Origin of the sequence: Methylobacterium fujisawaense, assembly GCF_014138435.1 — a bacterium.
Taxonomy (GTDB): domain Bacteria; phylum Pseudomonadota; class Alphaproteobacteria; order Rhizobiales; family Beijerinckiaceae; genus Methylobacterium; species Methylobacterium fujisawaense.
Genome location: NZ_JACJIM010000002.1, coordinates 691,177 through 715,488, shown reverse-complemented (window position 1 = coordinate 715,488; position 24,312 = coordinate 691,177). Strand labels below are relative to the sequence as shown.

The window sequence follows — 24,312 nt, the reverse complement described above, 5'->3', positions numbered from 1 at the left end:
CGAGCGGATGCGAGGGCAGCCGCGGAGATCGGTGAGCGTATGGGTCTCGGTGATCCGGTTACGATCGCCGCCATGCTGGCTATCCGGGGTGCCGTCCGGGACATCATCAAACGGACCCTGACGTCGCTCTTCGCCGTGCCGCAGCCCGTCGGCGTCGACAACAAGCTCGCCTTCGAGGTCCTCGCCTCTCCGCTCGCCAAGCCCGTGGCTCCGTCAGACCCGCCGAGCTTTCGGCGCCGAAGTCGCAGATTCCACGCCGGCCACGGACGCGGTCGCGGCGCTCGACCTGGTCCACGCAAAGGAGCGCATCGCGTATGACGATGCATGCTCGCCCGACGGCCCGGACGACGAGCTTTTCGCCGAGGGGGCAGATGAGACCGTGGACGCGGCGCCTCACCGCCTCGCAGAGAGCCCAATTGACGCCTCTGCGCGGTCATCGCCTGGGCCGTGACAGTCTCGAACCAAGCGGCGGCGACTTCCTTCCGAAGCCGGGCAACCTCCGCGCAAAGCGCGACGGATCCATTGATCGCGTTCCGAGGGGAGGCGTTGGCAGGTGACAGACGCCATCGCGCGAGAGGCGGCCGATGGGTCGCGCTGGGCCTACTCGAAGCCGAGATCGGCTTGAACGATGCGCCGCTCCGCAACCCTCGTCGCGTTGGTGCGCGCGTGTCAGGCGAGCACCGTTGAGGGTCGAGGCGATGGCGTCGCCGCTGCGCGCGGGGCTCTCGGTCGTTTGTGGTGTGATCCCGCCGTTCAGCTGGTGAGAGCGCGATCATTGCTCCCCATCAATCCGTGGATATACTGGTTGCAAGCGCGTGATGGAACCAGCTATGGCCGCCTACGGCAAATTCTCAATGCTGATTTGGGCGCAAATGATTTATCTCGTCCCAGTATCGGTGGCGACGGCCGATATCGGTGTGGCGGACGCCAAGGTCACTGGTGGTGAACTATGGATTATAGGATATTCAGACGAGAAAGATACGGATATTAGTCTGGATGGCCGCTTTTCACGTCAGATCGACCATCGGGGCTACTTCGAATTCCGCGTCATCTATCACCCGGCCACGTGTATCGCGACGCTGCGCACAGCGCGTCAAGAGCGCAAGATCGTGGTTGCCAATTGCGGCGAGCAAGGACCAGCCGGACCTCCGGGACCGCCGGGCGCTGCGGCCGCGACTGGACACAGCAGCAGGGTCGAACAGGGAGACAGGATGGACGGTACCAAGCCGTCCGAGCTCAGCGGATCAGGGGCATCCAGAACGGCCATTGCCGGCCCCCCCTGGCCACCAGGACCGAGCGGGCCGCCAGGGTCCGTTGGCCCACCGGGGCCCGCCGGCCCACCGGGACCCGCTGGCCCGCCGGGGCCTGCTGGCCCGCGAGGGCCTGCCGGGCCAGCAGGCCCCGCCGGCAAGGCTGGTCCACCAGGCCGACCTGCAACAGTGCGGCCCACAGTAGCCCGGACATTGCCCCTTCGTCCGGCGCCAAAGGCCGCTCCCAACCGGCAAGGCGCGAGCACCCCCAATCTTGGTGAAGAACCCGAAGCGAGTGATGGTGTGAGCCCGGAAGACAGGTACTGATCTCTGCACAATCAGGATCCGTCCGTGCCGCCACCGAAGCGGATCGTCTAGCCCTGTTCCACCGAGGCCGTCGAAACCTTCCTGCTCGGAACAAGCGGCCGAACTCTCTTCCTTACAGAACGCGCGGAGATGCCCGGCCGGCCCGAAAGGGATGACGGGCTTAGCGGCTCTATTCATCGTGCAGCCTTACCGGTTGCGCACTCCGCTTTCCGTGCCTTGCACTCAAAGCGATCCGAGAGGGCAGCCGTTCAGTAGCACCTGAGGCGGCCGGCCAAAACTGGCGCTCATTCGCGCCCGCTCGATTCATGTGGGCCCCTGCCTGTAGGAGGCAGCACTGTCTGCAGGATCAAGCCCAGCACCAGTTTTGTCGACCGACCAAACGACATCCGTCTCGGAAACGAAAATCGGTCGGCCAATTTCCTTCTCCCTGAGCCAGCGCGTAAATCCTGAAAAGCCGCTAGTATGGAAAATCATCGGCCGGCTAAGCGCGCGAAACGCTTTTATCAACGTCTCCGCTTCGGCATCGCTGACCTCCTTTTTGAGCGCTAGGCTCAGAAGCTCCATTCTGTCAGCCACCCTCTTTGGAGAGTAGCCCTTCACAGACGTGAGTTCCCGGGTGCAACTCATGGAGTACCCGGCTCGAGATGTCGGAACCGGAACATCGCCACACACGTATAGGGCACGCCTGGCAAATACCGCGATCGGCCGCTCGTCAGGCGCAGTAAAAAGCACGGCATCGGGCGGCGCTTTCTCGCGAACGACCCGAAGCCAGGATGGCATCGCCTTCGCGTCAGGCGCGATATCCAATGCATAAATGTCCAAGGGGGTCGCGTAGCGCAAATCGGGATTGGTCCAGCGAGGAAACTCGTAGACCACGCACGACAGAAACAAAACGATCAATACGCCCGCCACGACTGAGGATCTCGATCCCCTGTCCGCCCATCGGGTAATTTCAGCCGCGACCACGGGGGCCGCGAACAGCAGCGCCGTGAAGAGGAATTTATATCCGACGCCGTCGCGAACCGCGATCACGACGTAGGCCAACTGAAGTCCGAATGTCACGCCGATGAAAAATAACGTCGGCCAGGATATGATTTTCCATCGAAATATGAGAACTGAAAGTAATATCGCGTCTATTGCACAATAGATCCATCCCCACCTGATGAATTGGAGAGGAAAGTCACGAAGCTTGACAAGCCCGAAGGGCGGAACTTCCGAATCTCGTCCGAGGAAGAGCCCATAGAGAACCACTATGCCGAAGCTCGCGATCCAAAGGGCAAAAATCAGGCCGGTCTTGATTAGAGTCCGACGACCGGACGATCCCACTCCACGGACTTGTTGCAGGATTTCAAAGGCAATCAGTGCCGCGGCGACCGCCATACATGATGGTAAGAAAAGCGGATAGACCAAAGAACTCACAAAGGACGCTATGATCGCAAGTATGAGGAATGAAGACCGCTTGAAATTAAGGTAGCCCAGTACTGCAAAGACCATTAAGGCAAACGAAGACAACCCAAAAACCATCGTGTCCATATTCTGAATTTTTTCCATCATTGGCGTTATGCGTGCGTCTCCCAATGCATGGTATTCATTTTTGGCTATGCCGAGTATGATATCGGGTAGACCGACGGCGAGGAGTGCAATTGCGGTACTTGCGGCTACCTTCGTAGGGTTATGGCGCTGACCAAGGAAAAAGATCGAACACTCTACGATGATGATGAACATCGAAATAAAGTGCAAAATATTTAGCGGTAAGAAAAGTCTCGTTGGCGAAATCGCGACAAGGTTTGAAATAAGAGACAGCTGTGTCCACCCGAGCCAACCATAATTCAGCCGAAGCCCAGCCATCTCAAACTCTTCCGGCAATCGCGGCAGCAAATTGATCTGCTGTATAGCTGCGATTTGCATCATGTTGTGCCAACCGTAATCCGTTCGGAATGTTTCCTTTAGAACCGTAAAGATGATCGGGGCCGCCAAAGCGCAAGCCAGAAGCGCGGAATACCCGCAGCCACGAAAAGTAAATCTTGGGCGGAAGTAAAGAATAAGAGCGCCCGCTACGAGAGCATTTAGCGCGCTTGCTAAGTATGTAAACTGACTGAATTCTAAACCGAATGCTATTGCGACCAAGACCTCAAGAGACAAAAGTCCCGGCGACAGCACGAAAGCTGCCAAGACTCTCACTCGTATTGGAATCACGTCGGCTAGCAAGGCGACCAATAGGAATCCCGGCGCTATCACCAAGGACCCGGCGAGAAGGAGATTCACAGCCTGTGACGCAATCGCCGACATGGTGCCCATGGGAGAACTGCTGCTTATAAGGCAACGATATAATTAAAAACACGCAAGCGCAACTTGGTAGGAATGGTATAGGGAACCAAAAATCCAGTCGAAAAGCGATATACGAAACTAATGCAGCTGATGTGGTTTATGTCTTGGCTGGATATTGCTCGCTAAAATAGAAGCTATATAAGATAAAATGACGCTCGGCTGTGCGCCGTCAGAGCTCTCTCGCTTCGTAGAATTTGGCGGATGATGCCAACAAACTTGGAGGCTCGCAAACATTTCTGATAGCGAGAGAGTGAAAGCGATCGATTGGGCCTCGGATCTTCGGACGTTGAAAGCAGATCGTGCGATCACGTCATCAGGTGATCAGGAGACCGAATTACGCTCCACGAATCGATCGTGCCGGTAGGGTTCTTTGCCCTGGCGGCTTCACAAGCCGGGCGACCTCGGCCTTGTCGATCCCCCTCATGGCTTGAACGCTCCAACGTGGCGCGACGGCTCCTGGCACGTCCAAACGGATGGAGGCGTACCCCCCGGTGATTCCGATGTTTGAGGCGCCGAACTCTGGACAGGTCAGACGCGAGGGAAGCGCCTGGTCCCGTGGTGCCTGCGATGCATTCGACAGCGGACTTGCGTCTTGGGTTGGGTCCGGTCAGGGAAGATCGGGCCAGAACTAACCGATGCGGGCCATCTTGTCGGCAAATGCTACCAGACGAGCTTGGCTACGCAATCCCATATATGAGCTTCGTGGTCGCAGCCCGGTCGTAAATCGTTTAGTGCAGATAAGATCAAGATCGCGACAGAAACAATCATTAGCGTATTTTCCGCCATTTGAACAAATATCAAAATTGATGGTGCCGATAATTTCGATTTATTGTGTGCATCATGCAGATAACGACGATAATCATAAATTGAAGAACATGGTCGCGAGAAAGGAGCGTGGACTCTGTTAAATTGTGACCCACACAAAATACAAATATAGCCATAAAAAGAGCACCAGTTTTGTTGTCGAAGGCGGGATGGCTCAACAATGTCGCGATAGGCCTGACAATAAGAAAGTATAATGCGATTGCGAGGCCAGGCAAACCGATCTGCGACGCGATATCTAAGTATCCGTTATGGCCCTGAGAGGCAATTTCGAACCAGCTTCCTCCTTTCGCATAATCATAGACCGGGCTAACACCTCCGATGTACCAAAAAGAACCATATCCGGCACCAAGATGCCAGTGATCGGAAATATAAGCTATTAATACGCGCCAGATTTGTGAACGACCTGTCAATGTATCATCGCGATCCAAGGGTTCCATCAGCCATTCACCGTACCACAGCAGAATGACACCGAAACAGAAGGCGCTCGTCATTGCCGCTGCGAAGGCAAGCGGCCAATCGCGATGATTGTTGGCACGAAATGCATGCCCCGATAGCAGGGCCAATAAGGCAAGTGCGGTCGAAGTTTTGGATCCGGTCTTCACCAAAAATAGAAACGCCGCAATGATAACGATCCATCTTAGAAAGGACAGGTGCTTTTGCTCCATGAAGTAAAAACACAGCACGGTTATCGCACAGAGTGCGCCCATAAAGTTCTTCTCGGGATAAATTCCCCGCCAATCACCAATGAGAGCGACATCTCGGCCCGCCTCCGGCTGGTGTATACCGACGCTCGGGAAGAAAAGGACGGTTGCGTAGCTTGCGAAGAGCGCCAAAGTCAGAGCGATACGGATATGCGCAATGCTCTTCGCGACACCGAGCGATTGTATGGCAATAGCAACGGACAGAGCAACGATCGTCGTCAAGGCCAAGCGACGGGTCGCAATTGATGGATCTATTGCCCAAACGATACTCAGCCAACAATAAGCCAAAATTACACGAACGTTTCCCGGAAGCGCGGACAAGCCTCGAAAGTCGCGATGGATGCCCGTTCCAGCCAGTATAATTAATAAAATCAGTACATATCCAAGCTGTCGGAACGGATTTCCTTCGGTCATGGAAGCGGTCCCGCCGCTCAACCCATCCTGGGTGATTGGCGCAGTGACGACCATAATACAAAGTGCAAAAAAAGCGATTGATACGACGCTCTCATGAGCGGACGATCGCAAATTTTTCTCAACGGCACTGAGTGAAGCTGTCCTCATAGATCTGTTTTCGTCCTCTCTGAGAAAACAAATAAGTTTTAGCTCAGCGCAATCAACGAAAATCCCATTCCAAAAGCCTTGCGAGCGCCGCCTTGCTGCAGCTGCGGATAAACGAGGCGACAAAAGGCTAAGCCAAATTCACTAATTTCGACTTTATTTCGTAAGCGTCGACCTGTCTAGATCGATATAGTCGGTGGCGCACACAATCATTGTCATCATCGCCAGGACCTTTCCTGGGTCTGAAATGCGCGTTTATCCATGGCTCATTCCCGGCTGAGATTTGCAAGCGGACCTTGAAGGCGAACTAGACGAGGGTTCAATTCTCTCACGCGATGCAGAGATAGCTGAAATCCATCTTGGATCGAGCGACGCCGGCGCCGCCGGTCGACGCTTCGAACTGATCAAGCACCGGTGGAAAGGCTGGCGCCGGTTAACCCGCACTTGAGTCGCGTCTCTCTTTAAAGCCGTTTGATACCGGAACGCCTGCAAGCTTTGTTATCTACTCGACCCATCGAAAGCAGTAAGGACGCAAAAATTGCACAATTCGATCAGCGTTCTGCAATCCGATTCGGTAAGCGTATCGCCGGAGGACTACCTATACCGACGATCCGTCGTCGGCCCAATTTGTCCTAGCTAAATCTCGTTCATGAGGGCCCGAAATGGCTTCGAAGCAATGGCGAATCGCCTCCTTCAGTCTTTCAATCTGTCTGAGCGGAGGTTTGGGTGGATGTTTGAGCTTGACGGTTTTGGAATCGAGCCCCTCCATGACGACCGTGGATCCCGCACCGGTGGCCGATCTCGATGACAGTGGGGTTCTCGAAGCGCCCCGCCGACGTCAGACCGGCAATGGCGTCGACCCGATAGCCGTGCTCGCTCATCGCACCCACGATCGAATGGGTGCTGCAGCCGTCACAACGGTCGAACGCCTGCCGGCCTTTGCGGCTGCGCCCTCGACGAACGAGCCGAAGTCGGCAGGCTCGCAGCGGCGTATTCAGGCACCGCGCCGTCAGGTCAGCAACGCCGAGATTGCAAAGCGGGATCGTCAGGCGGAGGTCCTCATTCGGCAGTCTGTTCGATCCATCTGCGAAGGATGCCAGAATTGAATGTTCGGCGTTCCGGCACTGAGAGCGGGACTCAGTCGTGACATCAGAGCCGAGCGCGATTTTCAGTGAGCGTAGGCAACCTGAGAGGTGCCTAGAACGATGACACAAACGACGCAGCCCGCGCCCGGACAATGATGGATCAGAGGGCGGGTTGGGTTGTCGCCGGCTCACGGCACCATTGCGATCGAAGGCGACCCCACGTGGGGCCGAGGCCCTCTGGCCCACCAGATGCCGGTGAACTCTTCATCCTTAAGGCGCCGCTGGAATCAATCCGCCACCCGGTCTAGCATGGCGACCGACAAGTGGCTTCTGTCGAACTGGCTTGCAATCGAACAACACGATTCATCCGCGCACCAGCCAGCTTATCCAGTGACCCTGAAGGGTTTGGAGCCGGGCAATTGGGACCCATTCCCACGCCGTCCGGAGGGGCAGTATGCCTTCTGTATTGGCAATCGAGCGGGTCGGTCGAAGCGGCTTCAGCATCGTGTCACGCCGCAGGATATACCGAGTGACGGGAGCTCGATTGTTCGCCGGCGAGCGATATTTTCGTCGGCTCGGTATCGACATGGAGCGACTGATATGCGTAGTTTATCACCTGCTGAATAATAGAGTGTCCGGATTTGCGCCAAGCTCAGCCCGCACTTGAAGTTCAGAACAGCACCCACGGATCCCGATCTCGATCGGCTCGGGCTGTTGACGGTTTGATCATTGCGATTTTATGTATTGCGTCGACGCTGCTGCTCTGCGCGACCGTAATATATCTGACGATACATCGCATCTTTCCGGCTATTGCCCCGCTGCATGCATACAGATCTCTCGCTGTGTGGCATCGCTTTAGCTCGCTTGTGATTCAAGAGATTCGATCTTGGCGTTGATTGATTTGAGCGAGCGGGGCCACTGTGATTGGCCTTTTTGACTGTTACTTGCGATTGCTAGATTTCGTTATGAAGTCGATGCGAACGGTTGAAATCTGACGAAATCAGCTTTGTGCGCCCATCCGAATCACGGGCTCTGAGCCCGGTGCCGTGCGAACAGATGACAGCTTCGGTATCCGATCTGTGCTCACAAGGCCAAAATTATTCGGTGGCAATCTTGCCGTGATATGGACTGTAATCTGCGAGACGTCCGGCCGCGCGTTGACACCAGCGCGGGTCGGTGCAGTTCGCCGCGCGCTGGGAACAGTTTATATTTACCAATATCGATTGACGCACATAAGCAAGGACACAAAAGCCTCCGATATATCGCCATAGACATCGGAGAGGCGACCAAAAGCCCAAGCCTCATCTTTCGAATCTTTGCGGTAGCGACCGCCGGTCACCCGCGGCCTTTATCGAGAAAACGGTGTTCCATCTATGAAAGTTCGGCTCGGTAAAGTCGCTTCTGGGCACCTGAAGCCAGATTGCCTCGGATTTCGTCGGCGCTCCACAACTCGCTTTTAGCTTGGACCCGTTCACCGGCTCGCACTCATATTGCCGCTCACATGCCGGGGCCCGAAACCGAGACCGGTGCCCTTCGTCGCTAAGAGGGAGCGATACCATTCGACCGTATGACAGCAAGGCGCATTACCGGCCAGCCCATCTCGGAGCGCCTTTTGGACGTCCGAGACGGCGCACCCAATCGACCGATGCGCCCGAAACGCGAGTCCTTTCTCAGCCTTGGCAAAGCTGACGCGATAGTTTCGACGATCTTCACCGACACCCACATAGGAGATCGCTGGTGCAGCTTCACTCGCTAACCAGACTTGGTATGCAATTTCCGAGATCTGGCAATTTTCACGCCCTATGTTGAACACTTGGCCGGCAATGGACCGATCGGGCGCATCGAGGGTAAGCAAAAACGCTCGCGCGACGTCCTCAACGTGAATGAGCGGGCGCCATTGTGCGCCATCTCCGACGACACTGATGCAGCCGAGTTCATAAGCATCGAGCGCCATTTTATTGACAACTAAGTCGAACCGCATCCGTGGCGAAAGGCCAAAAACGGTACCATTCCGTAAGGATACAGTGGTGAAATCCGATCTGTTTCGGCTCAATACGACCTCTTCGGCTTTTGCACACGTCTCTGCATATAAGGTGAGCGGCCGAAGCGTTGAATCCTCACTCACGTCGCTGCCAATATGCTCACCATAGACGGCACAGGAACTTGCAAAGAGATAGCGTTTGACCCCAGCCCGCTCAGCGAGCATCACCGAGGCGATCCGCCCCCGCTCATTGATCGAACGCGTTAGTTCAGCATCGAGGTCTCCGGACGGGTCATTCGACAATGCGGCTAAATCAACAACGAAGTCGCAATCATCGAAAACCCCTGGCGGATAATTGCGGATGTCACACCGCAGAATCCCCATCGCGGGATGGTCTTGAAGGTTACGCAATGACTGATGCCCGAAAAAAAAAGCATCGATTGCTCGAACGCGGTAACCGACATTCAGAAGCTGTGCGACGAGAACAGAACCGATATATCCTGCGGCGCCAGTAACAGCAATTGTCTTCTGCATCGCGAAAACCTCGTTTGGAGCTACCGGATTTCGGGACGCCGAGGCGCCAATATGTGCAGCCCGTCCCGGGGAACCCAGCATCCGATCTAATCTCGGGCGCGAACAAAAATCCGTTGCATTCATTTTAGATCGCGATTCAGTAAGCATCCAGCTTGAATGCGAGGCACATCAAAACGGTTTTCACGATAATCTTGAAATCAAGCATAAGGCTGGCGTTTGATACATACCAAAGATCGAGCGCAACGCGCTTTTCCATATCGGCAGAGCAAGGCGTTGCGCCCCGTGACCCACTAATCTGTGCCCATCCGGTGATACCGGGGCGCACATTGAACCGAGCATTGTAATTGGGGATTATTTTTCCATAGTAAATGTCGTGGGAAACAGCGTGGGGACGAGGTCCCACAATCGCCATCTCACACTTGATTACGTTCAGTAGTTGTGGAAGTTCGTCGAGACTGCTGCGTCTTAGAAATCTTCCGATCCGAGTTACGCGCACATCGCTGCGACTCGCCTGTTGCACGATGGGTCCGTTTTCTTGGACATGCATCGTACGAAATTTATATATATTGAATTTGCGACCCTTCAGTCCAGTACGTTCCTGCCGGAACAAAATAGGTCCAGGACTGTCGAGCGAGACCAAAATGGCGATCAAAACGAAAAGCGGCATAAGAAGGAGGATGGCAGCTGCCGCAACAGTTATATCGATTGCGACATGCGCGCTGTGCCGAATATTGGATGTGTGGTCAGCCCCCGTTCGAGCTTCAGGACCTGAGGTCACAAGCAACCCGTGTTCAGCAGAACTCATCGCTTAAGTCTCCTCGATCTATTTCACATAATCGATTGAGTCAAAGCGGCGTATTTAAAATATCCTCCCGGATTTATTTCATTTTACCCGAAAATAAATATAAATGATGGCTTTTCGACGCGTGGTTGTATGTCGCCAATGACTAAGAGTATAATTTATTCTTCAATATTTTTCACATAGGCTTCAATTGTCCGTTTATTGTATTAAGCTCTTTTGAAGAAAACGGCTTCGCGCGAGATTGCACCATACGAACGCTGCGAGATACTATCGCCGAAGACTGCTGTTTGGCGTTTTCGCAGTTTCGGTATATATTAGGAATGACTTCGCAGCTCGACGTGTCCCCAGAACTCGCAAAAGCACTGGTGCGCGGCGCGCGCTAATAGACAGCCCACTCTAGACATCCGGGCCGCATCTCGGACTTGGTGTGCTGCCTTGATAACGAGGCCGAATTCTCTATATCGGCTATCACGCCGTCTGGCAATAGGGTTAATTTTCATACATTGCTTGCATTTACTGGCGCTAAAAATCGGGTTTAGTAGATAAATGATTGATGTTCAGATTAGGTGTGCGGCCCATGAGGGATGGTCCATAGAAACGGTCAAAGTCATGTCAATGATGGCAGGATGACCAGTGCATACGCACCATTTTCCGCTGCTGTGATAATACGAGTCTGGAGTAAATCGGCTCGCGGATGCACCATCAGATTATTATACTGTCACAAAGAATATGAAAACCGATATCGCGTGTTGAGCTCGGCGGAACCGAAGGGCCTCTTTCTTCGCAGCTTTTGCTAGAAGGTTGCCCAAATCTGACAAATGGATGGCACCGCGTCACGCCGTTCGTGTCGCTCTGCCGACGAAAGCAAAAGCGCACTTCACTGCAGGCTACGAGACGGATAAATAACGCAGCCAGAAACGTTCAATCGCTCTGTCTTTCGCGTCGAATAGCCGAACTCTGTCGCGCGAATGCTGCTCGCGATCGGCGGTGACGTTAAAACGGGTTGTCGGTTGAGGGCCCTGGGATGTTTTTCGTGAGCCGAGTGATCGGAAGATGGTAATCAAGCCGTTTGATGCCGGCTAGATGTCCTCAGATTGCCGATTTTATGAGCGGAGCGGCAATTTTTTAACCAGGGATTTGAGGCGCGTTTGATCAATCCGGTTTCCGCTCTCGATGAGGGCGGAGACTCGACTCAAAGTGCCTTTTTAGGTCCATCGAATTCGGTATTGCGTTCCGGTGATCGCCTGGATATAGGTTAACGAACTGTTAAGATGCCGTTTAGGCCCTACTCCCGAGCGCTATAGGAGGGATGTAGAGATGTCGCATTTTGGCCGGTTGTCGACATACTTCAGATGGTCAGGTGCGGTGCAGCGCTGGCTCCGTGCAGACGGGGCCGTGCGACTGAACGACAGTTGTTCCGGTTCTCGTGACGACAACACTTTTCAGCGGCAGCTGGTTCACGGTGCGCTACTCAATGAATCGAGTGGTCGAACATCCCTGATCCGTGTTGGTGGGATTCCCACCGCAGTGCTATCGCGCAAACAACTGGCACGCCGCATGGATGAGGATTGCCGTTTGGTATCTCTGGGGCATCTTGCTGAGCCCCGAATAATCGTCGCGTCAAATGGATCGGTAATTGCGAGATTTCATCTGAATAGAAACTTTCGACGACTGATTTCCAAGGCTTCAATCGTCGATGCTGACGGTGCATCGCTCGTCTTTGCGTCGCGCCTGTTCTGTCGAAGTCCCTTGCCCGAGCGGGTGGCGACGACTGATCTCATTCATGATTGCGCCGATCTAGCATCCCAGAAGTGCATACGTTTTTATTTTCTGGGCGGAAAGCCTGAGGTGGCTTTGCGTGCATCGCAAAAGTTGAAGCTGATTTTTCCGAATCTACAGGTGGTTGGGTGCCGCGACGGGTATTTCAATCGCGCCGACGAGGATGAGATCTGTTCTGAGATACTCCGCACAGGAGCGCAGGTCTTATGGCTCGGTCTAGGCAGTCCGATGCAGGAAGAGATCGCTTGTTCATGGCAGAAGAAACTGGGCGGTTTGGCCTGGATCAGAACCTGCGGCGGGCTCTTCGATCACATCGCTGAGGACGTTCCGCGAGCGCCGCGATGGATGCAAGATATCGGTCTTGAGTGGATTTACAGGATCTATCAGGAACCGAGACGATTATTGTTTCGCTATTTATGGTCTAACCCCGTCGCATTATTTTATCTTTTGACCAAAACGTCCGACGATCCGATCTATCGTGGACCAGTTGCACTAAAATGATATTATATCTCATCTCTATTCGAATATTGATTGTGGACTAATTACAGAAAACCTAATCCATGCTCAGGTGCTGGGCTAGGTGACAATCAATGAGGCGGATTGGGATGTGCGCTGCGGTATCGTTGACGGAGCCGATCCAGCGTTCCGTACCGAAAACCTCGATACGGTCGCAGTCGACCGTTTACTTCTTTGCCAACCATTCCTCATCCGGTGGTGTCGGCGAGCTGTGGAGCGATCTGGCTGCTGGATTGGCGGCTAAGGGATTTCGAACACGTCTCATCGCGCTTTGGCCGAGCGCCGACACATCGATGGCTGGCGATGAACACATCGCTTGGCACCACGTGGTCTCTGAGAAGCCACGATCAACACTCCGTCTTCTCTGTTTGATCAGAGATCTTGTGCTGCTCTTCAGGAAGGATACGCCAGATTGTGTCGTGACGGCGATGCCTGCCACAAACCTATTGGTACCCGTGGCGGCTTTGCTTTCCTACAGGCCCATTCGAGCTATCACATCACATCATACACCTGCGAATACGTTGAAATGGCCTATGAACTGGCTTGATCGATATGCATCTGTGCCGCCGAACGTCTCGGCGTCGGTCAGTGTCTCGAAGACGGTCGCGACGTCGTATCATTTGAAGCGGGGGTGGTTGCGATCAAAGCAGCGGGTCATCAGCAACGCGCTTTCTCCCGCGATCGAGCAGCATCTTTCGGAATTGTCCGGGATGAGGCAACCGCGCATCGGGGGTGATGCCCCTTTTCGCGTTATAAGCCTCGGCCGCCTCTCAGCGCAAAAGAATTACGACGTCTTGATCAAAGCGGCGTTGTACATGCCAAACGTGATTGTGAGCATCATAGGGCATGGACCTGAGGAGACGAGACTGCGGTCACTGGCTGACTGCCTCGGTGTAACGGATCGGGTAAAATTTCTCGGACTAATGGGCCGCAAAGATGCACTTCGCATGCTCGCGGCGGCCGATGTCTTCGTGCAGATGAGTCGCTTCGAAGGCCATAGCCTCGCACTCATCGAAGCGGCCAAACTTGGGTTGCCGCTTGTCGTTTCGAATATCCCAGTTCAATTGGAATTTATAACTGACGAAATCGGCCGACACTGCGGGATTTCAGTTGATATCGACGATGCGCGTAGTTTGGCCCGATCGATTGACCGATTGTATTTCGATCATGAATATTATGAGGACATGGCTTTGCGATCAAGACATATCGCAGCAGCACTTTCATTCGATAAAACCATGTCACTCTATGAGGATCTTGTGTCTTAACGTCGGTTTTCGGCCGAGGAATGGGTGACGTTCGTCCAAAAGAGTCCTTCGATACGGAACTGGCAATGAAGCTTACAATCGGGATTAAGGTTTTCAATGAGGCCGCCCGGATCGGGCGGGCGATCGAAACTGCGCTTGAGGCCGCCGCTCCGTACGGTGGTGAAATCTTGATCGCTGATAGCGGATCCACGGACGGTACGCTGGAGATTGCGTTGCGGTACGATGTAAAGATCGTCCAATTGGCGAATCCATCCGAACGCTCGTGCGGCGCTGGTGCCCAACTCGCGTATATGTTCGCCCGCGGAGAGTTCTTCTACCTTCTCGACGGTGATATGGAGATCGATCCTTCATTCCTGCCGTGCGCGATACCATTTTTGGAGACGCATCTGGATTTCGCCGGGGTCGGGGGCCGTGTCGAAGAGGCGAATGTCGAGAACCATGAATTCCGCACACGGAAAATCAATGCGGAAAGGAGATGCGCTTATTACCCTCGTCTGATCGACCGTCTCGATTGTGGGGGGCTTTATCGCGTCTCGGCGGTAAAGCAGAGCGGGTATTTCGCAGACCGAAATTTGAAATCATTTGAAGAATTTGAGCTCGCTTCGCGATTGATTGCGGATGGCTGGAAACTCACCCGGCTCGATGTTCCTGCCGTCGTGCATTATGGGCATACGTCAGAAAGCTATAAGCTCCTGCGGGCTCGATTTCTATCTGGCTACGCGAACGGCGTGGGCCAAGTTTCTCGGGCGATCCTCGCCCGGCCTCGCGGTCGGCAAGCGCTTTCTAAACTTACGCAGTTTTGGACATGCGCTGTCGTCGTGATCTGGTGGGCCGCAATCCTCGCATTGACGGTCTTGGCGGTCTCAGACTGGCATTACCTCGCATACCTGCTCGTGGCGATTGTCCTACCCGTGCTGTTTCTCATGCTGCGGCGCGGCTCAGTGCAAGCCGGGCTATATTCGTTCGTGGCGTGGAACACGGTTGCAATCGGCTTTTTTGCGGGGTTCGCCGCATCGCGCCGATCGCCGACGGAACGATTGGAGGCGGTGATCATCAGGGGTTGAATAAATGGCAAGTCACGGTTGCTGATCTTGGGGAAATTCGGGCTTGATGTCTCATTCGCTCAAGACGTGAATTTAAAACCTCGGCCTTTGTCTCGATGGCTGTGTTCAAGTAATTAAGGTCGTAGTTCGGAGATCGAGAAAAAGGGAAGGCGAGGCTGATTGTGGGCGTCCTGACCATAACTGAATCAGGGGTAGGCCAATTGTTCGCTTCGGTTCAATTCGCGATGCGGCCGAACACCGCGATGCTCTGCGGAAGAAGCGGGTGCGGATCGACCGGCGACCGACAGGTCTGGCAAATCCCCGTGTGGTGCCGGGATTGGGTCAATTGGCGGTCCGTTGCTGCACGAGGGTTCATGGTTGCAGCCAATGTTGGTTGAGTTGATGCTGGCTGAACTCGGTCTTGCGGACCCGAAGATGACCGGGCGATCTGCGGTCGCGCATTGCATGTGGAGGCTTCGTCGGCCGTTCGATCAGCGACGCTCGTCGATGATGCGCCTGTCGCTGTCCGTGTCTTTACGCGGTCTCGCCCTGTTGCTTTGGGGGCTCGTGCTGCTGCCCGTCGCTCGTGCGGAGACCTATCTCTGGCGGCCGGTGAAGATCGGCGGCGGTGGATTCATAACCGGATACTCATCCGATGCCAGCGGGTCGACGCGCGTCGTCAGAGCGGATGTGTACGGAGCTTATATCTGGAGCGACACGGCCAATCGGTGGATCCAATTGGTGACCGCCGCGTCGATGCCGTCGACGTTTCACGTTCAGAACGGACTCAACGAGGGGGTGTACGAGGTCGTCGTTGCCCCGTCCGACGCGCGCCGGATCTATCTGGCTCTGAAGGGAAGGGTCCTTACCTCGCGGGATGGAGGGCGGTCATTCGCCGCCTCATCGACAGCTCCGTTCGAGCATGGCTTCGATCCGAATAGCGAGTTCCGCAATTACGGGCCGTTCATTTCGGTCGACCCTGTGCGTCCGGACGTTGCGCTCGTCGGAACTCCGGCCGATGGTCTCTGGCGTACCGATGACGGCGGCGTGACGTGGTCACGCATCCCGACCGTGCCTCCGGCGATGGATCTACGCCCGGCGCAGGACGGCCATCAGAGCCCCGGCATCATCACGTGGTTCGAGAAACCGGGCGGCCAAGTCGCAGGGCGCGTCTGGGCGATGTCGGCCGGAAACGGCCTTTTCGCCTCGTCCGACGGCGGCCGAAGCTTTTCCCGCCTGGCATCCGACGGGCAGGGCGGGCCGTCGCTTCTCACGCAGGGCGCCTTCGCGCGCGACGGGACCTTCTTCGGTGTCGATCGCGAGACACGAATGGCTTGGCGTTATCGCGGGGGTGCATGGCAGAGCCTTACATCCAACGGAGGCCTGCCAAGCCTGCCCTTCGCAGCCGTGGCGATCGACCCGGACGATTCACGCATCCTCGTCATCGATGAAAGCGGGACGGTGTTCCGATCGAATGACGGAGGACGGTTGTGGACACGACTGGCGCATGAGTCCCGGGTCGGGTCCGGCGACCCGCCATGGCTTCGCGTCAGCAATGCGTCCTACTTCGCCATGAGCCGTATCATGTTCGATCCTGTGAAGAAGGATCGGCTCTGGGCTGGCGCAGGCATGGGCGTGTTCTACGCCGACCTCTCCGACTCTTCGCGGACAGTGACGTGGGTCAGCCAGACCCGGGGGATTGAGGAGCTCGTCGCGAACGACGTCAACCAAGCCCCAGGGCAGGCCCCCCTGTTTGCGGTCTGGGATTTCGGTATTCACGTCAAGCGGGACTTGACGGCGTACTCAACGACATATGGTCCGAAAGAGCGTGTGCTGATCGCAGCACAGCAAGTGGCGCTGACACCCGCCAATCCGCGATTCGTTGTGACGAATGCGTCCGATACCCGAACGTCCTGCTGCTCGGAAGACGGCGATGCCGTGCTAGCCGGGTACAGCTTGGATGGCGGCGACAGCTGGACCAAATTCGCCGCGCTTCCGACCCCGCCGGGGACCCGTCCCGAGGACCCCTGGCGCATGGCGTTCGGTACGATCGCGGTCTCGGCCGGCGACACCAACAACATCGTCTGGGAGCCGACCTATAACCGCGCTCCGTTCTACACGAAAGATCTCGGCCGAAGCTGGCGACGGGTGGTACTGAGCGGCGAGTCCCTTCCGTTCACGGGCTCACATCCGCACATATACCTGTCGCGGAAGACACTCACGGCGGACGGCACGCGGCCCGGCGTCTTCTATCTCGTTCACAGCGGGGAGGGGGCGAATCAGCGGCTCCAAGGGCTTTGGCGGACGGGCGACGGTGGCGAGACTTGGCGCCAAGTCTTCAAGGGTGAGATCGCGCCGAACACCGGGTACGCCGCGAAGCTCCGCGCCGTGCCAGGTCGACCGGGCGAGCTCTTCTTCACGTCGGGCATCCCGTACGCAACGGGGACGCCCCTGAGGCGCAGCCGCGACGGCGGGGAAACCTGGACCTCGATCCGCGGTATCAGCCAAGTGGATGATATCGCTTTTGGTCGACCTAATCAGGCAGGTTATCCTACAATTTTCTTATCCGGTCGGCTGAATGGCGAATATGGATTCTGGCGATCGATTGATGAAGGTGAGAATTGGACGAAGATAGGGGCTTTCCCCGTCGGCAGGTTGGATCAGGTCACTGTTCTCGGCGCCGACACCGATCATTTCGGCCGTGTCTACGTGGGTTACATGGGGTCCGGTTTCCTGGTCGGGGAACCGGCCGACTGCAAAGCGAAGCCCTACGCATTCGGAGAGGACGCAGAATGCTTTTCGCTGCGCTGAGACCCGCGATGGCGGCCTCTCCGGTCGCCGCGGGGCCCCGAAGAACGGCGCTGTGGCGACTCCGGCAGTGAGTCTTCGGCTGGGAAATTGTCATCTCGGTCGTGACCTGACCAGCCGGATATGGATCACGGCAATTCAGCAGTCGTGATTGAGGTGGCCCTGTTTAAATCGGTAGCGGAGCTTTCGGTCTGTGATGATGCGATCTGTTCTGCACGATATCACCCGCCGCATTCAGTATGGCCGGTCTCCGAGCTTGGGAGCCGGATCCGTGCTGTCAGGGCACATCGCTTCGGGGGTCGAGGCCGTTCGGCACCCGGCTTGGCCGAAACTCGGGTCTCGCGAGGTTCCCCTCATCCTCGATCTCGACGGAACGCTCCTGCGGACGGATGTCCTCTACGAGAAGGCGCTTGCGTTGGTGCGGGCCGATCCGCTGAACGTCCTGCGCATGCTCTACTGGGCCATGGGCGGCCGCGCCCACCTGAAGCGGCGCATGGCTCAGGCTGTCACGCTCGACATCGAGGCGCTGCCGGAAAACCCCGAGCTGGTCGCCTTCGCAGAGGCCGAGGCCAAGGGAGGCCGGCCGATCCACATGTCGACCGCCACCGACAATGTGACGGCCTCACAGATCGCCCGCCGCTTCCCCTTCATCAGCAGCGTCATCGCCAGCGACGGGCAGACGAATCTGAAAGGGTCCGCCAAAGCGGCTGAGCTCGCCCGCCGTTTCCCGCTCGGCTTCGACTATGCGGGCGACAGCCGCGCCGATCTGCCGGTGTGGCATGCCGCCCGGCAGGCGATCGTGGTCGGCGCCTCCCCGGGGGTGGAGCGCGCGGCCGGCAGAGCAGCCGACGTCGCCGGCGTCTTCCGGCGCCCGCCCTACGGTCGCCTGCTCCTCAAGAGCATGCGGTCCCATCAATGGGCCAAGAATGCGCTTGTTCTCGTGCCCGCAGTCCTGGCCAACCGCTTCCTCGACCCGTCCGCCCTCGGGTCGCTCGCGATCAGCTTCGTGGCGCTCTGCCTGATCGCCTCGGCGACCTACATCCTCAACGACATCTGGGACGTGGCGGACGATCGTCGGCATTGGTCGAAGAAGAACCGTCCTCTCGCCAGCGGCCAGTTTCCGATCGTCTACGGCCTCGCCGCCGTGCCGGCCGGCCTGGGAGCTGGATTCCTGCTCGGCGCGCTGGCTGGCCCGAAGGTGGTTCTCACGCTGGCAGCCTATACCGGGCTGACGCTCGCCTACTCGTTCTATCTCAAGCGGGTGGTCCTGCTCGACGCCTTGACGCTCGCCAGCCTCTTCACGATTCGGTTGGCGGTGGGCACCGCCGCTGTGGAGGCCATCGCCTCGCCGTGGCTGTTCGTGTTCTCGATGTTCCTGTTCACCTCACTGGCCTTGGCGAAGCGCCACACAGAGATCGCCCGTGCCACGGCGCGCGGCGCGGCTCAGATCAACGGACGCGGCTACGTGGCTGTGGATTTGCCCCTCGTGCTGGCCGCCGGTGTCGCCGCAGGCACGTCCGCGCTCCTGATCTTGGTGTTCTACGTGATCGACGACGCGTTCAAGCAGACCTTCTATGGCGATGTGGCATGGCTCTGGGGCTTCCCCCTGGCGCTGTCGATCATCCTGGGGCGAATCTGGGTCGCGTGCCAGCGCGGCACGCTGCAGGATGATCCGGTTGTCTTCGCGCTGACGGACCGGCTGGCGTTGACGGCCGGCAGTGCGCTCGCGATGTGCTTCGTGCTGGCTTGGGCGGGCTTTTCGGTCTGAGATGATGCGGCTCTACCTGCAGGACCTCATCCGCCTCGACCAGCGCGTCCGATTTCTGCTCGCGGGCGGCTTCGCCTCGGGCGTGAGTTGGGCATCACGTTTCCTGTTCAACACCGTAATGCCGTTCGCGCTTGCGGTCGCCACAGCGACCGCGCTCGGCATGGTGATTGGCTTCCTGATCTACCGCAGCTTCGTCTTCCCGGGCTCGTCGCGATCCCTTGCCGCGCAACTCGGGGGGTTCCTCCTGGTCAATCTGATCGGGGGACTCGTCACCGTGGCGGTGGCGATTGTTGCACGCGATGGGCTGTTGATGCCGCTCGGCCTTACAGAGATCGCGGCGCCTGCCGCGCACGCGATCGGTATCATGGCTGGTGCCGTCGCCAACTATGTTGGACACAAGTCGGTCACCTTCAGGACGGCCTGAATGCTCCTTCGAGAGCGCTGACCATACCCATGTGCTGCTTTCCCGCGCGCGGCGTCAAAATGGACTGTCGCGCATCCGCGGATCATCCCCTCGCGCCTTGCCGCGCACGTCCGTCGGCAGGAGCGGCGCGATACCCGCCGAAGCCGCGCCGGTTAGGCCGAATCGCGCCGCCTGGAGCCCTCCGTTCCGGAAGGCCGGGGATGCTGCGCCTCACCCGAGCCAGACGCCGCGATTTCGCGATCGCTGAGGTGTCGGCAACGTCGTGTCGAACGGTGGTCCGAGCGGCTTCGGCTGGTGCGGTCGTCTTGATCCTGGAACCGCGCGCTTATCCCCGGAACCGGCGGTCGATTCGTTGCCGCGCAGCCAGGTTGGATTGAGCGTCACGAGCGATCAGGAGGTCGAGCGGTCGGTTCGCTAGCAACCGATCCCGTTAAGCCGCGCCCCGCTGGCGCATGAGCCAGCATCCAGCGAGCAGAGCGGCACAATTGCCAGAGATGAAGACCGCGAGGATCGAGAAAACCAAGCCGCTGCCGATCGTGGAGATGAACGCAACGAGAGCCGCTGCGAAAGCCGAGGCGATGATAAAGACCATGTCTGGGCATCCTCGCTTGGAGCAATCGCCAGCTCACGCCGATCGCGAACTCTCCTCGTCAATCGTTACAGAAGCGTAAACAGTAATTTGCCAGCGCAGCACCTCGGTAAGGCCGACCACCGGACCCCTATCGCGACGACGCTCATGAGCGGTGAACTGGACCGCGTCGCGCCTCAGCCGATGCAACCGAGGACGGCGCCGAGCTCGGCCCCCGGTCCCAACGACGTCCCCGCCGGCACGGCGATCGGGATCTGCTGTCCGCAGCTTGGACTTGAGCAAGGCAGCAGCGATCGCGTCGCGCGAGAAACCCGATGGCATCTGCGGGGAACCGCTCAGGCAACGGGGGCCTTCATTGAGTCGGCGCGTGTTTGGGCCCTGCGCCGCGGGTGCGCCGTATGCTCAGGGGGCCGCGACCCTTGGCGACCGGACCAAAGGCGTAAAGCGGCCTCGGCCGTGTCGGCCCGCGGGAGCCTGACGCGCGTCGCGTCGACAGACATCAGAGCAGATCAGACGATCGGACGGCCGTCTCGTGGGCGGCTTGATCTGTTATACCGCGCGGTATTCCGACTGCCCGGACGGTGTATACTGATACCGAACAACCCTCCTTCAGCGAGGTCAGCTGAATGGCTGTCCCATTTTATCGACACGCCCTCCCGGCTTGCTACGCTGAACGTGTCGCGTCGGTTCTCGCGAGTCCCTTTCTCACGAGCGGTCCGCGGTGCCAGGAGGTCGAAACGACGCTGCGCCGCTTCTTCGGGGTCGGGAGCGCCAAGCTGACGTCAAGCTGGACGCAGGGCGCGGTCGCAACTTTGCTCGCCCTCGATATCGGACCGGGCGACGAGGTCATCGTTCCTGCCATGACATTCGCCGCGACAGCCAATGTCGTCCGGCAAGTTGGAGCGACACCGATTTTCGTGGACGTTGATGCGCGAACGTTGCTCATGGACCTGACCCAGGCAGGGCAGGCGGTGACCACGAGGACCAGAGCCGTCATCCCGGTTCATCTGTATGGCCAGATGGTGGATATACCGTCGCTCAGGGCCGTGATCCCCGAGTCGGTCAAAATCATCGAAGACGCGGCGCACTGCTTCGAAGGCACGCGAGACGGCCGGCGTCCGGGCCAGCTCGGCGATGCGGCGATCTTCTCGTTCTACGCGACCAAGAATGTGACCTGCGGCGAAGGCGGCGCCGTCGTCACAAACGATTTGGCTCTGGCGGATGCCTTGGCTCAGACCGTTCAACACGGCATGTCGGCGAGCGCGGCCCGGCGTTTCGAGGGGCACACCTACCGCCATTGGGACATCGCCCGCTTGGGGACGAAGGCCAACCTCCCGGATTTGCTCGCGGTCCTTCTGGAGCCGCAGATCGCTGAGATCGACCTGCAACTGCAGATCCGGGAACGTCTCTGCAGACGGTATGAGGCTGCACTCGCGGGCACGCCCTTCAAATGGCCGACCATCGACGCCGACGCTGTCTCGGCGCGGCATCTGTTCCCGATCCACGTTCCGGGCGGGGCGCGGGATGCCGTCTTGAATGCTCTCGGCAAGGCCGGGATCGGTGCGACCGTGAACTATCGCTGTGTTCCCTCGCTGAGCCTGTACCGCACCGCGCAAGCGCAGCTTCGTTTTCCCATTTCCTGGCACTGGGGCGAAGGTACGCTCTCGCTTCCGCTATACCCGAGCCTGCGTGAGGATGAGCAGGACGAAGTCATCGCGGCCCTGCGGCGTTCCATTGCGACAACGGGCTTATCGGGCGCCGAGCCTGCACCGATCGCGTTCTGATCACACTTCGGTTTCTCGCATGCCTCGGATGTGCTCCAGCTGTTCGGCAACGGTGTCGGATGGCCAGGACAAGTCGGGCGTTCACGCCCGATGGCCAATGCGAAGCCGCATCGTACCTCGCTGAACGGGCGCTCGCCCCGCGTTTTCGGTCGTCAGGATCGATGCGGGCTTCTTCCTCCGGCCCGGTTGCGTCCCTGTCCGATCAGGCTGCCGAGATCGCGCGGTCGCGGCGTATGCGCGACCGAATGCCCGCGGAGCGCGACGTGCAAGAATGGCCATCGGCATCTTCGCGGAGAGGCCCGAGTGAGCGTCGCCGTCACGGCAACGGCATCACCCAGGCTTGAGCAGCGCTCTAAGATCCTGACTGCGTCCGTGCGCGGCGCTTGAGGTCGGCCATCGCGAAATAGGCCGACGCCTTCCGGAGAAGCTCATTGGCCTGCGCGCCGGGTGTCGAGGCGTGTGCTGCGGTGAAGCGACCTGGAGCGGCCGGCGCGTCCGGGGCCGTCGCGTCGGACACCGGTCGCGGGCCGTACATTTCGAGCATCAGGGACGCCGATGCACCCAGGATCAGACCGAACACGACGCCGAGCCCGAGGAATTGAGCCCCGTTGGGAAAAACGGCTCGGAGCGGAGTCGTCGCCGACTGAATCACACGGATGTTCGTCAGCTTTGCCGATCTGAGATCGGCATTGATTTGCTCCTCGGTGGTCCGCTTCGCGTAGAGTTCCGCATTCAAGGTCGCCTGAGCGACATCGCGTTTCAGCCTCTCGAATTCGGTCTGTTTGCTCACAAGCGTCGTCAGGTCTCGGTTGACGGTGCTGATCTCCTGCTCCTGCTGCTTGACGAGATCGAGAAGGCCGGCGATCTCGGAATTGACCTTCAGTAGCGCCACCATCGAGTCCTGATAGACGCGCACCATCAACAAAGGCGGGTCGCCCGCGCCGGCCGTGTTCTCTGAAGGGCCGCGTGACGGCGACCGACCTTTCTCGTCACCGCCGAGATTTTCGACCAGATTCGACACGAACGGAGATTGTGTCACCGGCTTGAGAAGTCGCAGCTGTGCGACGAGCGCCCCTTTTTGCCCCTGTTTATCGACCAGCGAGCTGCGCGTCGCCGTCAGAGCCGCCGCAATGTCGCTCGCCCGATGCAAAAGCAGGCTTCGCTCATCCTCCACGGAGTACATTCGTTCCCGGCGGGAGAAATGCTCCAACAGTCGGGAGCGCATCTCCACTTCTTCGTTGAATCGCTTCTTCTGCTCGCGAAAGAAATCGATGGCGCCCGGCGTATCGGCGAGACGGATCTGGCGCTCGATGAACGATTCGGCGACGGCGTTCACGAACGCCGCCGTCAGACGTGGATCCGTGTATTGAAACGAGATTTTCAGGACCTCGGAATTGGGTTCAGTCCGCACCGTGAGGCGTCGGCTCAGGACGGAAGCGACCAGATCGATATCGGAGATGCCGGGGTCCTTACCCCCAGCGTTCTCCGGGACTGCCCCTTCTGTGTCACGCCGGCCATGGACGATCTGCCTCAGCCATCCTCCCAATCCGGGAAGGCGGGATTGGCCGACGCCTTTGAATTTATCGAGCCCCACGCGATTGATTGCGCCGCGAACGACATCCTCGCTTTCCGCGATTCGAGCTTGAGAGGTGATCAACTCAAGCTGCTTCCGGCTGCCATCGGAAATATTCTCCGAAGCTTGACTGACAAGAAGCGATGTCGATGCTTCATAGACCGGTGCGATCAACAAATAAGCAGATAAAAACAGGGCAATACCGGCGCCCACCGCCAGGACCATCAATGCCTTATGTTTCCACATGCATCGCAACACCGTGCCTATCGAAGGCTTCATGTCTTGATCGTGCAGCATAAACGACATCCTGCTGGCGTGCGCTCTATTTATATTCGAGCTGCGGATTCAACGGCTCAACTAAAAAACGCACAA

Annotated in this window: 15 protein-coding genes; 8 read left to right on the top strand and 7 right to left on the bottom strand. The window is 57.8% G+C overall.

Annotated features, from left to right (window positions below; all coding sequences use genetic code 11):
• Positions 1 to 1,236: 1,236 nt before the first annotated feature.
• The 3 genes from GGQ91_RS28095 to GGQ91_RS08160 form a co-directional block, all read right to left on the bottom strand.
• Positions 1,237 to 1,464: a hypothetical protein gene (locus tag GGQ91_RS28095; RefSeq protein WP_043758650.1), complete on the bottom strand. Its 228-nt coding sequence runs from the start codon at positions 1,462 to 1,464 to the stop codon at positions 1,237 to 1,239.
• Between the two features lie 416 nt (positions 1,465 to 1,880).
• Positions 1,881 to 3,749: a hypothetical protein gene (locus GGQ91_RS08165; RefSeq protein WP_210281164.1), complete on the bottom strand. Its 1,869-nt coding sequence runs from the start codon at positions 3,747 to 3,749 to the stop codon at positions 1,881 to 1,883.
• A gap of 953 nt (positions 3,750 to 4,702) precedes the next feature.
• Positions 4,703 to 5,992, bottom strand: coding sequence for an O-antigen ligase family protein (locus GGQ91_RS08160; protein ID WP_182591738.1), 1,290 nt, complete (start codon positions 5,990 to 5,992; stop codon positions 4,703 to 4,705).
• A gap of 764 nt (positions 5,993 to 6,756) precedes the next feature.
• Between GGQ91_RS08160 and GGQ91_RS08155 the strand changes: the two genes are divergently transcribed.
• Positions 6,757 to 7,095: a hypothetical protein gene (locus tag GGQ91_RS08155; RefSeq protein ID WP_182591737.1), complete on the top strand. Its 339-nt coding sequence runs from the start codon at positions 6,757 to 6,759 to the stop codon at positions 7,093 to 7,095.
• Positions 7,096 to 8,545: 1,450 nt separating this feature from the next.
• On the opposite strand, the gene GGQ91_RS08150 is transcribed toward GGQ91_RS08155, so the two are convergent.
• Positions 8,546 to 9,589, bottom strand: a complete 1,044-nt coding sequence (locus tag GGQ91_RS08150) for an NAD-dependent epimerase/dehydratase family protein (protein WP_182591736.1) — start codon at positions 9,587 to 9,589, stop codon at positions 8,546 to 8,548.
• Positions 9,590 to 9,725: 136 nt separating this feature from the next.
• Positions 9,726 to 10,394 (bottom strand): sugar transferase, encoded by a 669-nt coding sequence (locus tag GGQ91_RS08145; RefSeq protein WP_210281163.1) that lies wholly within the window; start codon positions 10,392 to 10,394, stop codon positions 9,726 to 9,728.
• A gap of 1,392 nt (positions 10,395 to 11,786) precedes the next feature.
• Here GGQ91_RS08145 and GGQ91_RS08140 point away from each other — a divergent pair.
• From GGQ91_RS08140 to GGQ91_RS08115, 6 genes are all read left to right on the top strand, one after another.
• The gene (locus tag GGQ91_RS08140; RefSeq protein WP_210281162.1) at positions 11,787 to 12,671 is read left to right on the top strand and encodes a WecB/TagA/CpsF family glycosyltransferase; all 885 of its coding nucleotides are present in this window, start codon (positions 11,787 to 11,789) and stop codon (positions 12,669 to 12,671) included.
• A gap of 104 nt (positions 12,672 to 12,775) precedes the next feature.
• On the top strand, positions 12,776 to 13,951 hold the full coding sequence (locus tag GGQ91_RS08135) for a glycosyltransferase family 4 protein (RefSeq protein ID WP_182591735.1): 1,176 nt from the start codon (positions 12,776 to 12,778) through the stop codon (positions 13,949 to 13,951).
• A 20-nt stretch (positions 13,952 to 13,971) separates the two neighbouring features.
• Entirely contained in the window at positions 13,972 to 15,015 is a 1,044-nt protein-coding gene (locus tag GGQ91_RS08130; RefSeq protein WP_246410600.1) for a glycosyltransferase family 2 protein, read from the top strand.
• A 381-nt stretch (positions 15,016 to 15,396) separates the two neighbouring features.
• Complete coding sequence (locus GGQ91_RS08125; RefSeq protein WP_210281161.1) at positions 15,397 to 17,805, top strand: WD40/YVTN/BNR-like repeat-containing protein; 2,409 nt, start codon at positions 15,397 to 15,399, stop codon at positions 17,803 to 17,805.
• Positions 17,806 to 18,073: 268 nt separating this feature from the next.
• Positions 18,074 to 19,570 (top strand): UbiA family prenyltransferase, encoded by a 1,497-nt coding sequence (locus GGQ91_RS08120; protein ID WP_403091010.1) that lies wholly within the window; start codon positions 18,074 to 18,076, stop codon positions 19,568 to 19,570.
• Between the two features lies 1 nt (position 19,571).
• The gene (locus tag GGQ91_RS08115) at positions 19,572 to 19,994 is read left to right on the top strand and encodes a GtrA family protein (protein ID WP_179696963.1); all 423 of its coding nucleotides are present in this window, start codon (positions 19,572 to 19,574) and stop codon (positions 19,992 to 19,994) included.
• Between the two features lie 430 nt (positions 19,995 to 20,424).
• Here GGQ91_RS08115 and GGQ91_RS08110 read toward each other — a convergent pair whose 3' ends face one another.
• Positions 20,425 to 20,586, bottom strand: a complete 162-nt coding sequence (locus tag GGQ91_RS08110) for a hypothetical protein (protein ID WP_159020337.1) — start codon at positions 20,584 to 20,586, stop codon at positions 20,425 to 20,427.
• A gap of 623 nt (positions 20,587 to 21,209) precedes the next feature.
• Here GGQ91_RS08110 and GGQ91_RS08105 point away from each other — a divergent pair.
• Complete coding sequence (locus tag GGQ91_RS08105; RefSeq protein ID WP_182591734.1) at positions 21,210 to 22,367, top strand: DegT/DnrJ/EryC1/StrS family aminotransferase; 1,158 nt, start codon at positions 21,210 to 21,212, stop codon at positions 22,365 to 22,367.
• 352 nt (positions 22,368 to 22,719) lie between these two features.
• Here GGQ91_RS08105 and GGQ91_RS08100 read toward each other — a convergent pair whose 3' ends face one another.
• Positions 22,720 to 24,237, bottom strand: coding sequence for a GumC family protein (locus tag GGQ91_RS08100; RefSeq protein WP_182591733.1), 1,518 nt, complete (start codon positions 24,235 to 24,237; stop codon positions 22,720 to 22,722).
• Positions 24,238 to 24,312: the final 75 nt, after the last annotated feature.